This window comes from Planomonospora sp. ID82291 (genome assembly GCF_015711645.1).
Lineage (GTDB): Bacteria > Actinomycetota > Actinomycetes > Streptosporangiales > Streptosporangiaceae > Planomonospora.
Genome location: NZ_JABTEX010000003.1, coordinates 321,327 through 335,671 on the forward strand (window position 1 = coordinate 321,327; position 14,345 = coordinate 335,671).

Here is a 14,345-nt window from a genome sequence, read left to right on the forward strand (position 1 = left end):
CACGGATCGGGAGACCACCGCATGGAGTTCAGGCAGTCGAGCAAGCTGAACGGGATCTGCTACGAGATCCGCGGGCCGGTCGTCGAGCACGCCGACGCGCTGGAGGAGGCGGGTCACAGCGTGCTCCGGCTGAACACCGGCAACCCGGCGCTGTTCGGCTTCGAGGCGCCCGAGGAGATCGTCCAGGACATGATCCGGATGCTCCCGAAGGCCCACGGCTACACCGACTCCCGGGGCGTGCTGCCCGCGCGGCGGGCGGTGGCCCAGCACTACCAGGAGCGCGGCCTGCCCGACGTGGACGTCGACGACGTCTACCTCGGCAACGGCGTCTCCGAGCTGATCTCGATGGCGGTCCAGGCCCTGGTCGACGACGGCGACGAGGTCCTGATCCCGTCCCCCGACTACCCGCTGTGGACGGCCGTGACCACCCTGGCCGGCGGGCGGGCCGTGCACTACCTGTGCGACGAGTCGGCCGGCTGGTACCCCGACCTCGACGACATGGCCGCCAAGGTCACCCCCCGCACCAGGGCCGTGGTGATCATCAATCCCAACAACCCCACCGGCGCGGTGTACCCCCGGCACGTCCTGGAGGGGATCCTCGACCTGGCGCGGCGGCACGGCCTGATGGTGCTGGCCGACGAGGTCTACGACAAGATCCTCTACGACGACGCCGTCCACCACCACGTCGCGGCGCTCGCCCCCGACCTGGTGTGCCTGACCTTCTCCGGGCTGTCGAAGGCCTACCGGGTGGCCGGCTACCGCTCCGGCTGGCTGGTGGTGTCCGGCCCCCGCGAGCACGCCCGCGACTACCTGGAGGGCCTGAGCATGCTGGCCTCCATGCGGCTGTGCCCCAACACCCCGGCCCAGTACGCCGTCCAGGCGGCGCTCGGCGGCCGGCAGAGCATCACCGACCTGGTCCTGCCCGGCGGGCGGCTGCGCGAGCAGCGCGACCTCGCCTGGGAGATGCTCAACCGGATCCCCGGCGTCTCGTGCGTGAAGCCGCAGGGGGCGGTGTACGCGTTCCCCCGCCTCGACCCCGAGGTGCACAAGATCGTCGACGACCAGCGGTTCGTCCTGGACCTGCTGCTGCGCGAGAAGATCCAGGTCGTGCAGGGCACCGGTTTCAACTGGCCGCGCCCCGACCACTTCCGCATCCTCACCCTGCCGCACGCCGACGACCTCGACGCGGCGATCAGCCGCATCGGCCGCTTCCTCGACGGCTACCGCCAGGTGTGACGCCGCCCCGCCGGCGGGCCCGCCCCCCGGGTACGGCCCGCCGCCGGGAAGCGGTCCCCGGCGGGAGGCGTCCGGCGGCGGTCATCCGGCCGGCGTCAGCCGCGGGCCTTCGAGGAGCGGAAGAGCTTGGCCGCGAACGTGGCCACCACGGCCACCAGGCCGATGATCAGGGCCCACTTGAGCAGGCCGAACAGGAAGCCCAGCACCGAGCCGAGCAGGAAGAAGGCGAGCACCACGGCCGCCACGATCAGCAGAATTCGTCCCATGCGCCCACCGTAGGCCGCGGCGGGGCCGGACGGCGGGCTCGCGGGCCGAGATCAGGGACAAGCCAGGGTCGCCCCTCAGGGTCCCCCGCCGCCGTACGGCGGGTGGCGGGCGCGGCCGGTCCCTCGGGTCTCCGGGAACGGCCCCTCGGGCTTGCGGGAACAAGCCACACGAGCCCACGGCCTCGGTGCGGTGTCCGGCCGGGGCGCGTCCCACGGGTCCGTTTGCTCTCACCTGGGCGGGTAGACGAGCCGCGACAGCCGTTCCCTGACAGGAGAAGAGTCCGATCATGATGAACGAGAACCTGTGGGACTACCGGCCGGACGTCTACGGCGGCGACCGCTCGCTGGACATCATCGGCTTCGAGGTGCACACCCCCGACGGGGAGATCGGGCCGGTGGAGGAGGAGAGCACCATGGCCGGTGACAGCTACGTCGTCATCGACACCGGTTCGTGGGTCTCCGACAGGAGCACGCTGCTGCCCGCCGGTCTGGTCACCCGCATCGACCCGGCCGAGCGCACGCTCCATGTCTCCCCCACCAGGGAGGAGATCATGGATGCTCCGCAGTTCCACGGCGCCGAGGCCGGTGCGCCCCGCTCCCGCGAGCGGCTGGGCGCGTACTACGCCCACCGGCTCGCGGAGCGGACCCCGGCCGGATGAGGAGAGCCGGGCGGCCGATCCGGCACGGCCGCCCGCCGGCCGGCCGGCGGGGAGGTGCTGCGGCGACCGGTCGCATGCGCCGAGTGCACCACGGCCGCCTGGCGCCTCACGCGCCCACGGCCGCCTGATCGCTCGCCCCGGCCGGGGCCGGCGGTCGGGCGGGGTGGAAGACCGCGAGGATCTCGCCGATCCGGTGGTCGCGCTCGAGGGGGTGACGCAGGGGCAGGGCGGGGTTGACGCGGTAGCGGTTGCGCCGTCCTTCCCGGGTGGCGGTGAGGTAGCCGGCGGCGGTCAGGTCGGCCAGGATGCGCTGCGCGGCCCGCTCGGTGATCTCGACGCGGGCCGCCACGTCACGGATCCGGGTGCCGGGGTCACGGGCGATGCACAGCAGCACGTGGGCGTGGTTGGTCAGGAAGGTCCAGTCCGGCATACCCGCCATCCTACAAAGCACGCTGCGGGTTTCACGAATGAGAAGTGCCGAACTCGAAAGCGTGAATCGGGGTCAGGACGGGGCGGCGCTGTGGGTACCGGCGTCGGAGCCGGGGGTGCGCCGGGTGGCCAGCAGGCTCCAGGCGATGGAGGCGCCGATGGTGACCACGATGACGCCCAGGGTCAGCGGGATCGGCAGTTTGCCGACCGGGGTCTCCGAGGCGATCAGCTTGACGCCGGCGAAGGCCAGCAGGAGGGCCAGGCCGTAGTGCAGGTGCACGAACCGGCGCAGCAGCCCGGCCAGGCAGAAGTACAGGCTGCGCAGCCCCAGGATGGCGAAGGCGTTGGCGGTCCAGACGATGAAGGTGCTGGTGGTGATCGCCAGGATGGCCGCGACCGAGTCGATCGCGAAGATCAGGTCGGTGGCCTCGATGGCGATCAGCACCACGAACAGCAGCGTGGCCACCCGCCGGCCGCCGATGCGGGCGAAGAACCGGTCGCCGTGGTAGCGGGCGTCGGTGGGCACGATGCGGCGCACCAGGCGTACCAGCGGGTTGCGCTCGGGCGGCGCCTGCCGGTCGTGCCGGAAGGCCATCTTGTAGCCGGTGTAGATGAGGAACGCGCCCAGCAGGTAGGCGGTCCAGAAGAACCGATCCAGCAGTTCGGCCCCGAGGAAGATGAACACCAGCCGGAAGGCCAGCGCGCCGATGACGCCCCAGAACAGCACCTTGTGCTGGAGCTCGGCCGGGACGGCGAAGGCGGTGAAGATCATCGCGAAGATGAACACGTTGTCGATCGACAACGCCTTTTCGATCAGGTAGCCGGCGAAGTAGGTGCCGGCCGCCTCGCCGCCCTGCCAGCCCCACAGGATCACGCCGAACAGCAGGCCGGCGGCGATCCAGACGCCGGACCAGACGGCCGCCTCGCGAAAGCCGATGACGTGGTTGTCGCGGTGCAGGAACAGATCGATGGCCAACATGGCGGCCACGGCCAGCATCACCGCGGCCCAGGCCCACCAGGCAACAGACAACGGGGAGACCTCCTCGACCAGCCGCCGGCGGATGCGGCGGCGCCGGTGGTCGACGGTCTCCCCAGGCCGCCGGCGAAGGGCGGCCGCAGCGCCGGGACCCGGATGGGCCGGGCCCGTCTTGACGGCGGTGCGTGGAGCCTTGGGTACTCCCCATCGATCTACGTACCAGTATTCACGACACAAAAGACATGTGTCAAGTTTCAGGTATTCCCGCTGCACCAGTTGCGTCACAACGCCGCCGCCCACCTCGGCGAGGTCGAAGTACCGCTGCAGCCCATCATGGGCGGGACCCGCCACAACGACCCCCGCACCGCCATGCGTTACGTCGACCCCCGGCGCCGAAGCCGTCGCCGCTGGGCGGCTCCGCGAGGTCGCGGGCAGGGCGAACGCCGCCCAGCGCGGCACCGGACAGTCCCCCGGCAGCCCCGGACCGGCCATGGTCGCGGAGAGGCCGCGTCCAGGAGAGCACGTCCGGCCTCAGTGAGCTCGTGCGCGGCCGTGCGGCCGGCCCTGCTGCTGTCGATCAACCCGACGTCTCGCAGGATCGCCAGGTGCTCGCTGGCCGTCGGGGCGGTGACGCCCACCAGCCGAGCCACGACGGTCGTCTGCAGCGGAGTGGTGAGCGCGGCCAGGATCCTCGACCGAGTCGCTCCCAGAAGCCGGTCGAGGGATCTCGGCGTGGGAGGCGGCGCCCAGAGGTACCGCCCGGACGCCGGGTAGTAGATCGCCGGAGTCCAGTGGTCTGAGGTGGTGCACTGCATCCGGTCGGTGATGAACAGCGACGGAACGAGGATGAGTCCCTCAGGGCAGCCGACATCGATGTCGACGGTCTTCTCGACGGTGATGGCGTCGCCTTCGCACGCAGCGGAGTGGTGCAGGCGCGGAAGGACCGCACGCAGCCCCTCGCGGTTGACCTGGACGGCCCGGTCCAGCATCTCGGCGCGCAGCGCCTGCCGCATGGACGGCCATTCCGGTTCCACGGCCGCCTTCCAGAGGCGGCGTAGCGCCTCGGCGGCCTCGGACCTGGCCCGGTCGGGGTCATCGAGCAGCCGACGGCCGATCTCTTCCCCGCGCCCCGTCGCGGCGTCGACCAGCTCGGCGTACGCCTGGTCCGCCGGCGCGGCCCGTCGTCGCCGCATCAGCCAGTCGGCGGCCAGTCGGCGTCGGAAGGCGGAGCGGAGAGGTTCGGCAACCGCGAATCCGGGCCGTGAAGCCCGGGGGTCCGCGGTCCGGGGGTCCGGGCGCACGTCCCGGACCCCCGTCCGGGTCACCTGAGCGCCGAGCGCCCGCCGACCAGCGGGAGCGTCACGGAGCTGTCGCCCGGCTTGACCTCCACCCGGGTCCCGGCGGGCAGGCGGAGGGTGAAGTCGCGGTCGGTGGAGATCAGCACGACGCCGATCCGGTGCCCGGCCTTGACGATGTGGTCGCTCGGCTGCAGGTCGAAGCGGAAGTCGTAGAACCGGCCCTCGCGCAGCAGTTCGGTCCGGGCGGCGGAGTGCCGGTTGCGGACGTCCAGCCAGCCCCGAGTGATGATCTTGAAGGGGGCGGTGGCGGTGACGTGCTCGGCCAGCCGGGCGCAGCCGGTGTCGCCGGGCACGCCCTGGCCGTAGCAGACCGGGGTGGCGCCGTAGGCGACCCGGCCGTAGGCGCGGGCGTCGGTGCCGTAGTCGACCAGCAGCGCCGTCAGGTACGGCGAGCGGCCGCCGGAGAAGGCGGCCTTCACCGCGACCTCCGGCGTGCCGGACAGCCGGGTGTCCTTGGCCAGCGGCGCCGACAGGTAGGCCAGCCGGTTGGGGTCGGCGGCCGTCTCGTTCTCGGCGAGCTGCTCGGCCGTGCGCGCGGGAGCGTCGGTGAACACCTCCGTAGATTTCGCGGCGTGTCCGCGGCCGGGCCGCGGGGTCAGCGCGCCGCTGCCCCCGTTCTCACCGGCGGCCAGGGCGAAGCGCACGTCGCGGGTGCCGGGCAGCGGCCAGGCGGCGTGCTGCGCCCACTGGCCGGGCCCGTGCTCGACGTCGGCCTGCGGCTCCTCCATGATCCCGTTGGGCAGGCCGTACAGGTGGAAGTCGAACCAGCGGTGCAGCTGGCGCAGCCACTCGGCGTTGCGGGAGGCGAAGTTGAACGGGTTGAAGTGCGCGCCCTGGTGGAGCCAGATCTTGCGCGGCACGCCCCGCCCGCCCAGCGCGTCCCACCACTGCACGGCCTGCCCGGTCTTGACGTTCCAGTCGTTGAGGCCGTGCACCAGGAACACGCTCGCCCGGACCTTCCGGACGTCCTTCAGGTAGTCGCGCTCGTCCCAGAAGCGCGTGTAGTCGCCGGTGACGCGGTCCTGGTCGTGTTCGATCCGGTCCATCAGCGCGCCGCAGGCCTCCTGGCCGTTCTCCCGGGTCAGCACGTAGCGGGCGAGCACGTCGGCGTCCTCGCCCTGGTAGCCGCCGGGCGCCACGACGCCGCCGTTCGAGCGGTAGTAGTCGTACCAGGAGGAGATGGCCGCGATCGGCACGATGGTCTTCAGGCCCTTCACCCCGGTCGCGGCGACGGCGTTGGGCAGGGTGCCGTTGTAGGAGATGCCGATCATGCCGACGTTCCCGGTCGACCAGTCGGCCCGCACCTCGTTTCCGGCCGCGTCGAAGCCCTTGGCTCGGCCGTTCAGCCAGTCGATCGCGGCCTTCGGCCCGGCGGTCTCGTTGGGCAGGCCGGTGGTCGGGCAGCCGGTGGCCCGGCCCGAGCCGAGGTTCTCCACCAACGCGACCGCGTACCCGCGCGGGACGAAGTAGTTGTCGTAGTAGCCCGGGAAGGGGCCGGCGGCGGCGCGGGCGGCGGCCGGGTCCTCGGCCTGGCCGAACATCGTCTCGCGCAGGTCGCTGAACTTGTTGCGGCGGTACTCCATGCCGGCCGGGTCGGAGCCGTCGAGGTCGACGACGTGGTTGTCCACGTCGTTGCCGCCGGCGTAGTAGGGGCTGGCCTCCATGATGACCGGGACCTTCAGCCCGGTGGCGGTCGCCGCCGGGCGCATGATGTCGACGGCGACCCGGTCGGGGCGGCCGTCGGCGTCGCTGTCGGTCCCGGCGACCTCCACGAACACGGTCTCGGTCAGCGCGTCGGCGCGCGAGTGGACCGGTTGGGTCTCACCGTTCTCGATCGGCGCGGACGGCAGGGGTGGTGGGGTGGGCGTGGACGACGCCGACGCGGCGGGGGCGGCCGCCGCCGGCAGGGCGCCTGTGGGCACGGCCACCGCCAGGGCGAGCAGGAGGTGTTTCCATCTGGTCATGGGGGGTGCTCCGAAAGCCGATGGAGATTTGACGACTGCCGTCAATCTCCACGGCCGGATCTCCTCCCGCAAGATCCAGGATGTAACGAATCACGTGCCGCCGGGGGTTTCCGGTCCGCCCCCGCGCAGCGACCGCCGTCCGCACGGAGCCGGAGTCCTGGAGCCGCGGACCGCGGGACCTCACACGGTGCGGAACTGCGAGACGAGGTCGCGCAGGTCCGCCGCCATCCGGGACAGCTCCCTGGCGGTGTCGGCCGCCTGGACCGCGCTGGTGGTCGTCTCGGACGTGGCCGTCGCCACCTCGGAGATGTTCGTGGAGATCTCCTGGGAGCCCAGGGAGACCGCCATGACGTTGCGGACCATCTCGCTGGTGGTCACGCTCTGGGTGCCCACCGCTTCGGCGACCGCCTCCTGCAGGGAGTCGATCCGCTGGACGATGCCGGTGATCTCGCGGATCGTCTGCGACACCGCCTCCGCGTCCGAGCGCGCCGCGGCGACGCGGCCGACGATGTCCTCGGTCGCCTCGGCGGTCTGGCGTGCGAGCTCCTTGACCTCGCCGGCCACGACGGCGAAGCCCTTTCCGGCCGAGCCCGCACGGGCGGCCTCGATGGTGGCGTTGAGGGCGAGCAGGTTGGTCTGTTCCGCGATGGAGGTGATGAAGGCGACGACCTGGCCGATCTTCTGGCTGGAGGCGCTGAGCCGCTCGACCGTGTTCTCGGCCGCGCCGGCCGCGGTCACCGCGTCGGCGGCGACCCTGCTCGCGCCGGCGGTGCTCTCGGCGACCGCGTTGATGGTGCTGGTGAGCTCTTCACCGGCCGCGGCGATGGTGGCGATGTTCACGTTGATCTCCTCGGCCGCCGCGGACACGGCCTGGGAGCGGGTCGAGGACTGCTGCGCCCCGTCGGACATGCCCGCCGCGACGGTCGACAGCGACGCGGAGGAGGCGCTGAGCCGCCGGGCGCTGTCGGTGATCGCACCGATCAGGGTGTTGAGCCTGGCGATGGACGTGTCGACCGCCTCGCCGATCTGGCCGACCTCGTCGGCTCCGGCGACGTCCGACGTCTGGTCCAGACGGCCGTCGGCGAGACCGCGGATGATCTCGGCGACGCGGACGAGGGGACGGGCGATGGCGCGGCTCAGGGCGAGGGCGAGGACGAGCGCGAGGAGCACCGCCAGCAGGCTCAGCCCGACGATGATGAGGCGGGCCTGCTCGGCGGCCTCGACCGCGCCGTCGCGGGACGCCTTGGCCTCGGCCATCACCACCGCCTTGAGCTCTGCCAGCTGACCGCGTGCGGCGTGCGCCAACGGCTCCACCTCGGTGTTCCGCAGGACCGTGAAGGCGTAGTTCATGCCGTTGCCGGCGAACGGGTCCAGCCGGGCACGCTGGGTGCGCCAGGCCTTCAGATTCGCCTCGAAGGAGGTCCGCACCTTCTCCGGGAGATCGGCGTTGGTGCCGATGAACTCCGCCCACCGCGCGTCGAGGCCGGCGTCGGTGGCCGCCGACCGCTTCTGCACCTTCTCCAACTGGGATGTGTCGGGCGAGAGGGCGATCTCGGACATGTCCGCGGAGATCGCGTAGAAGTCGGCGGTGATGGCTCCCACGAGGTCGACCGAGCGCAGGCCGTCATGGTAGAGCGACTCCATCCGCGCCTCGGACTGGTTCAGCTTGACGATGCTGATGTAGCCGATGCCGGCCATCAGCAGGCAGACGGCGAGGAAGGCGCTCAGCAGCTTCCTGCCGACCGACCAGTCGCGCAGGGACGACAGGGCGGTGCGCTTGCGGGTCGTGCGAGGCGTGGCGGACATGGCGGTCCTTCGGTCCGGAGCGGTGGGAGGCGGTCGGCGGGCGGTCAGGAGGACCTGTGGATCAGCGCGACTTCCGACGCCATGGACTGTCCCTGGTTCAGAACGGCCCTCACCGTCGTGGTCCCCTCGAAGGCGTCGGCCAGGTTGTGGCTGATGCGCGTCGCCAGGTCGGCGAACTCGGGAATGGCGACGAACTGGATGCCGGCGGCCGGGCGCGGCTGCAGGCCCGGGTTCACCGGGTCCGCCTCCTGGATGGCCTTGAGGGTGATGTCGCCGAACGCGGCGGACGCCTGCCGGTACTCCGGCAGGGAGTACGTGCTGGCCCGTTTCCCCGAGGGCACCCGGGACCAGCCGAGCGTCTCGCCGACCAGCCGCTCGTACTCCTTGCCGGTGGCCCACTTGACGAAGGTCGCGGCGTCCTCGGTGTTCTTCGACGCCGACGGGACGGACAACGCCCAGGTCCACAGCCAGCCGGAGGACTTCGTGCGCTCGACGGGCGCGTACACGTAACCGACCTTGCCGACCACCCGGCTGGTCGAGCCGTCCTCGAGCAGCCCCGCGGCGGAGGTGGCGTCGTACCACATCGCGACCTTGCCGCCGCCCATCGCCTCCAGGCACTCGGCGAACCCGGCCTCGGCCGGGTCCGGCTGGCCGTGGGCGCGGACGAGGTCCACGTAGAACTCGGCCGCCTCGACGAAGGCCGGGGAGTTCACCCGCGCCTTCCAGTCCTCGTCGAACCAGGTGCCGCCGAAGGTGTTGACGACGGTCGTCATCGGGGCGAACACCTGTCCCCAGCTGGGGAGACCGCGCAGGCAGATGCCCTTCATCCCGGGCCTGGACCCGTCCGCCTTCGCCGCGAGGTCGGCGACCTGCCGCCAGGTGGGGCGCTCGGGCATCCTCAGGCCCTCGGCCGCGAAGACGTCCTTGCGGTACATCAGCATGGACGACTCGCCGTAGAAGGGAACGGCGTACAGCTTCCCGTCGGAGCCGGTCAGCGACTGCACCATCGGCGCGAGCAGGTCACCGGCGTCGTAGGCGGCGTCGCCCTCCGTGGTGCTCGACAGCTCGTGGAGCCATCCCCGGCTCGCCCAGATGGGGGCTTCGTACGCGCCGATCGTGGCCACGTCGTACACGCCGCTCTGCGTGGCGACGTCCTGGGTGATCTTCTCCCGGACGTCGGCCTCACCGGCCAGGGTGAGGTTGACCTTGATCCCGGTCTTCTTGGTGAAGTGCTCGTCCACCAGCTCGGCGAGGTCCTTCATCTGCGGGTTGTCCGTCATGATGACGTTGATCGAACGGGCCGCCGCGGTCGCCGTCCCACCCTGTTCGGCGTCACCGCAGCCGGTCAGGGCCACCAGCCCCGTGACGGCGGTGACGCCGACGAGCGATCTGATCCGGTGACGTGCCATGGCGACCTGCTTCCGATGAATGGCCTGCGGTCACACGTCCGGCGGGCCCCATGCGTCTTCCATCGGTTGATCGCACACCCACTTGAGGACACCCGGGTCCGTGATGCGCGGCCGATGCGCCGGGAACAGGAGACCCGCCCTCCCGGGGAATCCCGTACGGGGGACCGCTCCCCCTCTGGCAGGCTGGACCCGTGAGCATGCGGTTCGTCCCGGATCATCTGGTGCTGTCGGTGGTGGTCGGCTCCCGCGCGTACGGGCTGGAGACCGAGGAGTCCGACGTGGACCGGCGCGGCGTCTTCGCCGCGCCCACCCCGCTGTTCTGGCGGCTGGACAAGCCGCCGACCCACGTCGACGGACCGCTGCCCGAGCAGTTCTCCTGGGAGGTCGAGCGGTTCTGCGCGCTGGCGCTGGAGGCCAACCCCACGGTCCTGGAGTGCCTGTGGTCGCCGGTCGTCGAACGCGCCGCCCCGGCGGGCCGCGACCTGCTCGCGCTGCGGCGGGCGTTCCTGTCCCGGCGCGCCCGCGAGACGTTCACCGGCTACGCCGACGCCCAGTTCCGCAGGCTCGACCCGGAGCGGCCGAAGTGGAAGCAGGCCATGCACATGATCAGGCTGATGATCAGCGGGCTGCATCTGGTCCGCGAGGGCGAGCCGCTGGTGCGGATGGACGGGCACCGCGACCGGCTGCTGGCGCTGCGGCGGGGCGAGATCCCGTGGCCGGAGGTGGAGCGCTGGCGCGCCGAGCTGCGCTCCGCCCTCACCGCCCTCGGCGACCGGAGCGCCCTGCCCGAGCACCCCGACCGCCGCGCCGTCGACGACTACCTGACCACCGTACGGAAGGCCCTGCTGTGACCGCGACGCTCCCCGCCTGGCTGCCGGAGATCGCCGCCGAGCAGCCGCACGCCCTGGCCTTCGCCACGGTCAGCGGCGCGCACCTGTACGGCTTCCCCTCCGACGACTCCGACGTCGACCTGCGCGGCGTGCACGTCCTGCCGCCGGAGCAGGTCGTCGGCCTGCGCACCGGGCCCGAGACCGTCTCCCGCTCCTGGACGCGCCGGGGCGTCGAGGTGGACCTCGTCACCCACGACCTGGCCAAGTTCTGCCGCCTGCTGCTGCGCCGCAACGGCTACGTCCTGGAGCAGCTCCTCTCGCCACTGGTGGTCGCCACCTCGTCGGTCCACGAGGAGCTGGCCGCCGCCGCGCCGGGCTGCCTCACCCGCCACCACGCCCACCACTACCTGGGCTTCGCGCGCACCCAGTGGCGCCTGTTCGAGCGGTCCGGCGAGCTCAAGCCGCTGCTGTACACCTTCCGCGTGCTGCTCACCGGCATCCACCTGATGCGCACCGGCACGCTCGTGGCCGACCTCACCCGCCTCGGCGGCGGCCCGCCGTACCTGGGGGAGCTGATGGCGGCCAAGCGCGCCGCCGAGCACGGGGCGCTGCCGTCCGGCGCTCCGGAGCGCCCGCGGCTGGAGCGCGACGTCGCCCGGCTGACGGCCGATCTGGAGGCGGCCCGGGACGCCTCGCGCCTGCCGGAGGCCGCCACCGCGGACGGCGTCCTGCACGACCTGGTCGTCCGCACCCGCCTGGCGGCCGGGGCCGGGCCCCCTCCAAGCCGACTCCCCGGCCGTGACGCGACCGTCTCGCAGGAGCGCGGCCTGCGCTGATGTCGATGTGCTGCAATCGGCGCCGTGGGCCATGGTGGACGTATGAGCGATCGACAGGCCGCTGCCGGCCGGAGCCCGGACGGCCCGCAGCATGGTCACCACCACGGGCACGGGCACGGGCACGGGCACGGGCACGGGCAGGCAGGGGTCTGGGCGAGGATCACGCACCTGCTCCGGCCGCACGCCCACGATGCCTCCGACAGGATCGACACGGCGCTGGAGTCCAGCGCCGAGGGCATGCGGGCGCTGTGGATCTCGCTGGGGGTGCTCGGCCTGACCGCGGCGGTCCAGGCCGCCATCGTGGCGCTGTCGGGGTCGGTGGCGCTGCTGGGCGACACCGTGCACAACGCCGCCGACGCCCTGACGGCGGTGCCGCTGGGGATCGCGTTCCTGCTGGGCCGCCGTGCGCCGGACCACCGCTACACCTACGGGTACGGCCGGGCCGAGGACCTGGCCGGGATCGTCATCGTGCTGGTGATCGCGGCCTCGGCTATCACCGCCGGGTGGACCGCGGTCGACCGGCTGGTCCATCCTCGGCCGGTCGCGCACCTGGGGGCGGTCGCGGCCGCGGGACTGGCCGGGTTCGCCGGAAACGAGCTGGTGGCCCGCTACCGCATCCGCGTCGGCCGCAGGATCGGCTCGGCGGCGCTGGTCGCCGACGGCCTGCACGCCCGCGCCGACGGGTTCACCTCCCTGGCGGTCCTGATCGGCGCCGGCGGCGCCGCGGCGGGCTGGGACCGGGCCGACCCGGTGGTCGGCCTGCTGATCGCCGCGGCGATCGCGGGCGTGCTGGCGCAGGCCTCCCGGCAGATCTGCCACCGGCTGATGGACGCGGTCGACCCCGCCGTGACCGCCCGGGCGCGGGCGGCGCTGTGCGCCACCGGCGGGGTCCTGCAGGTGGGGCGGGTCCGGCTGCGGTGGGTCGGTCACCGGCTGGAGGCCGACTGCCAGATCGTGGTGGACCACACCCTGTCGGTGGTCGCCGCCCACCGGGTCGCGGTCGCGGCCGAGCACGCCCTGCTGCACGCGCTGCCCCGGCTGGCCGCCGCCACGGTGCACACCGACCCCCGGCCGGTGGACGGTGCCGACCACCACGCCCTGCTCGCCGGCCACCGGTGAACGCCGACACCGTGGGGGACCGCTCCCCCGCTGAGGGCTGGACCCGTGAGCAGGCGGAACGCGCCGCCCCGGCGGGCCGCGACCTGCTCGCGCTACGGCGGGGCGAGATCCCGTGGCCTCCCCTGGCCGGCTTCGACCCCGTGATACCGGTGGGCGAGGCGAGCGACCCGCCTGCCGAAGCGGAATCGTCCTTCGACGTGATCCTCGGTCTCGTCCTCCTGCAGCCGGCCCGCGCCTGCACCGAACCCCGCACAAGAAGGCACCTCGCATGGAAACGCCATGGCAGTCGTATCAGCGTGTCGAGTTCACCCAGCAGCCTCCGGAAGCCTCGTTGAACGGGATGGCGCTCCCACTGGCCGGCAGCGACTGGGAAGCGGTCAGCGGCGTCCCGGCCGCACCTGCTCCCACCGCTCTCGCATGGCCGGCCGCGCACCGCCTTCAGGGGCCGGCCGAGTTGACGCTGGAAACCACCGCCCAGCCGTTGTCCGTAAGCGTCATGACGTTCGACGCCGTGGGCGCTGACGGCATCCCGACCAGCAGGGTCGACCGGTGGACCTGCAGCAGGCTTCAGCCGGTGGACGGCTGCGGTTTCCACGCGCTGGAGGACGGCACGCACGCGGTCTCCCTGCCCGCCGCCCTGTTCGCCGACGACAAGGCCGTCTGGCACACGATCCAGGTGTTCTGGGACGTCCCCTTCCCCGTGCGGCACCCGGACCATGAAGATCGCGCCTCGTGCACCGCGGTCTGGCTGTTCCGGCACGCTTGAACTCCGAAGCGCCGGCGGTGCGCAGCGGCGCCGGACATCGCCCACGACCCACTCCTGGCACGGTGCTCTGTGACGCGCGGCGCTGTTCGGCAGGGTTTCAGCGGCGTTATCTGGCGTCGATACGCTTCGCGGAATGCGGAGGACCGCTCGCCGACCACACCGAGGGGTTCGCCAGGCAGCTCGCCGAGGCCACCGAGAGGGGACTGATTCCCGACCCGGACGCCGTACGCGCGATCTGGGACGATGCCGCCGCCGCGCCCGGCTGAACCGGCCCGGCGTTATGGCTGCACGGCGACCTGCATCCGGCCAGCGTCCTGACCGCGGACGGCACCATCTGCGCGGTGATCGACTTCGGTGACCTGCGTGCGGGCGATCCGGCCTGCGACCTCGCCGCCGCCTGGATCATGCTGCCGGACGGCGCCGTCGGCCACTTCCGCTTCGCCTACCGGCCAGCCCTGGACGACGCGACCCTGCGCCGCGCCCGTGGATGGGCGGTGGGACGCGCCCTCAGCGGCATCCTCATCGGCGAGGCCGGCGTCCGCGGCCGCCCAGGCGGCAAGGCCACGTGGGGCCCGCCCGCCCGCGCGGCGCTGCGGCGCCTCATCGGCCTTCCGGTAGCCCGGCCGAACGGGGTGGGAAAGCGCTGCGCACCGTGATCCGATCACCGTCCGCCACAGCGGTGCATCCCGAA

14 protein-coding genes and 1 pseudogene are annotated in these 14,345 nt (G+C 72.5%); 8 read left to right on the forward strand and 7 right to left on the reverse strand.

Features of this window, described 5'->3' with window-relative positions:
* Positions 1-21 precede the first annotated feature (21 nt).
* Entirely contained in the window at positions 22-1,236 is a 1,215-nt protein-coding gene (locus HS045_RS20735) for a pyridoxal phosphate-dependent aminotransferase (protein ID WP_196453117.1), read from the forward strand.
* A 95-nt stretch (positions 1,237-1,331) separates the two neighbouring features.
* On the opposite strand, the gene HS045_RS20740 is transcribed toward HS045_RS20735, so the two are convergent.
* On the reverse strand, positions 1,332-1,502 hold the full coding sequence (locus HS045_RS20740; protein ID WP_196453118.1) for a hypothetical protein: 171 nt from the start codon (positions 1,500-1,502) through the stop codon (positions 1,332-1,334).
* A 287-nt stretch (positions 1,503-1,789) separates the two neighbouring features.
* Between HS045_RS20740 and HS045_RS20745 the strand changes: the two genes are divergently transcribed.
* On the forward strand, positions 1,790-2,161 hold the full coding sequence (locus HS045_RS20745; protein WP_196453119.1) for a PRC-barrel domain containing protein: 372 nt from the start codon (positions 1,790-1,792) through the stop codon (positions 2,159-2,161).
* A gap of 106 nt (positions 2,162-2,267) precedes the next feature.
* On the opposite strand, the gene HS045_RS20750 is transcribed toward HS045_RS20745, so the two are convergent.
* The 6 genes from HS045_RS20750 to HS045_RS20775 form a co-directional block, all read right to left on the reverse strand.
* Positions 2,268-2,591, reverse strand: a complete 324-nt coding sequence (locus HS045_RS20750) for a winged helix-turn-helix domain-containing protein (protein ID WP_230884508.1) — start codon at positions 2,589-2,591, stop codon at positions 2,268-2,270.
* Positions 2,592-2,663: 72 nt separating this feature from the next.
* Positions 2,664-3,620 carry a TerC family protein gene (locus HS045_RS20755; RefSeq protein ID WP_230884509.1) on the reverse strand — a complete coding sequence of 319 codons (957 nt, stop codon included), beginning with the start codon at positions 3,618-3,620 and terminating at the stop codon, positions 2,664-2,666.
* A gap of 320 nt (positions 3,621-3,940) precedes the next feature.
* Complete coding sequence (locus tag HS045_RS20760; RefSeq protein WP_196453121.1) at positions 3,941-4,759, reverse strand: DUF5937 family protein; 819 nt, start codon at positions 4,757-4,759, stop codon at positions 3,941-3,943.
* Between the two features lie 128 nt (positions 4,760-4,887).
* The gene (locus HS045_RS20765; protein ID WP_196453122.1) at positions 4,888-6,888 is read right to left on the reverse strand and encodes a Xaa-Pro dipeptidyl-peptidase; all 2,001 of its coding nucleotides are present in this window, start codon (positions 6,886-6,888) and stop codon (positions 4,888-4,890) included.
* A 180-nt stretch (positions 6,889-7,068) separates the two neighbouring features.
* Positions 7,069-8,694, reverse strand: coding sequence for a methyl-accepting chemotaxis protein (locus HS045_RS20770; protein WP_196453123.1), 1,626 nt, complete (start codon positions 8,692-8,694; stop codon positions 7,069-7,071).
* A 44-nt stretch (positions 8,695-8,738) separates the two neighbouring features.
* Entirely contained in the window at positions 8,739-10,103 is a 1,365-nt protein-coding gene (locus HS045_RS20775; RefSeq protein ID WP_196453124.1) for an ABC transporter substrate-binding protein, read from the reverse strand.
* A gap of 197 nt (positions 10,104-10,300) precedes the next feature.
* Between HS045_RS20775 and HS045_RS20780 the strand changes: the two genes are divergently transcribed.
* The 6 genes and pseudogenes from HS045_RS20780 to HS045_RS34785 all read left to right on the forward strand — a co-directional run.
* Positions 10,301-10,954 (forward strand): DNA polymerase beta superfamily protein, encoded by a 654-nt coding sequence (locus tag HS045_RS20780; RefSeq protein ID WP_230884642.1) that lies wholly within the window; start codon positions 10,301-10,303, stop codon positions 10,952-10,954.
* Positions 10,951-11,769, forward strand: a complete 819-nt coding sequence (locus HS045_RS20785) for a DNA polymerase beta superfamily protein (RefSeq protein WP_196453126.1) — start codon at positions 10,951-10,953, stop codon at positions 11,767-11,769. Before HS045_RS20780 ends, HS045_RS20785 begins: the two co-directional genes overlap by 4 nt.
* A 42-nt stretch (positions 11,770-11,811) precedes the next feature.
* Complete coding sequence (locus HS045_RS20790) at positions 11,812-12,888, forward strand: cation diffusion facilitator family transporter (RefSeq protein WP_230884510.1); 1,077 nt, start codon at positions 11,812-11,814, stop codon at positions 12,886-12,888.
* A gap of 268 nt (positions 12,889-13,156) precedes the next feature.
* The gene (locus HS045_RS20795) at positions 13,157-13,654 is read left to right on the forward strand and encodes a hypothetical protein (protein WP_196453127.1); all 498 of its coding nucleotides are present in this window, start codon (positions 13,157-13,159) and stop codon (positions 13,652-13,654) included.
* A 62-nt stretch (positions 13,655-13,716) separates the two neighbouring features.
* The gene (locus HS045_RS34780; protein WP_230884511.1) at positions 13,717-13,920 is read left to right on the forward strand and encodes a hypothetical protein; all 204 of its coding nucleotides are present in this window, start codon (positions 13,717-13,719) and stop codon (positions 13,918-13,920) included.
* A gap of 15 nt (positions 13,921-13,935) precedes the next feature.
* A pseudogene (locus HS045_RS34785) lies at positions 13,936-14,310 on the forward strand (phosphotransferase); the annotation flags it as partial.
* Positions 14,311-14,345: the final 35 nt, after the last annotated feature.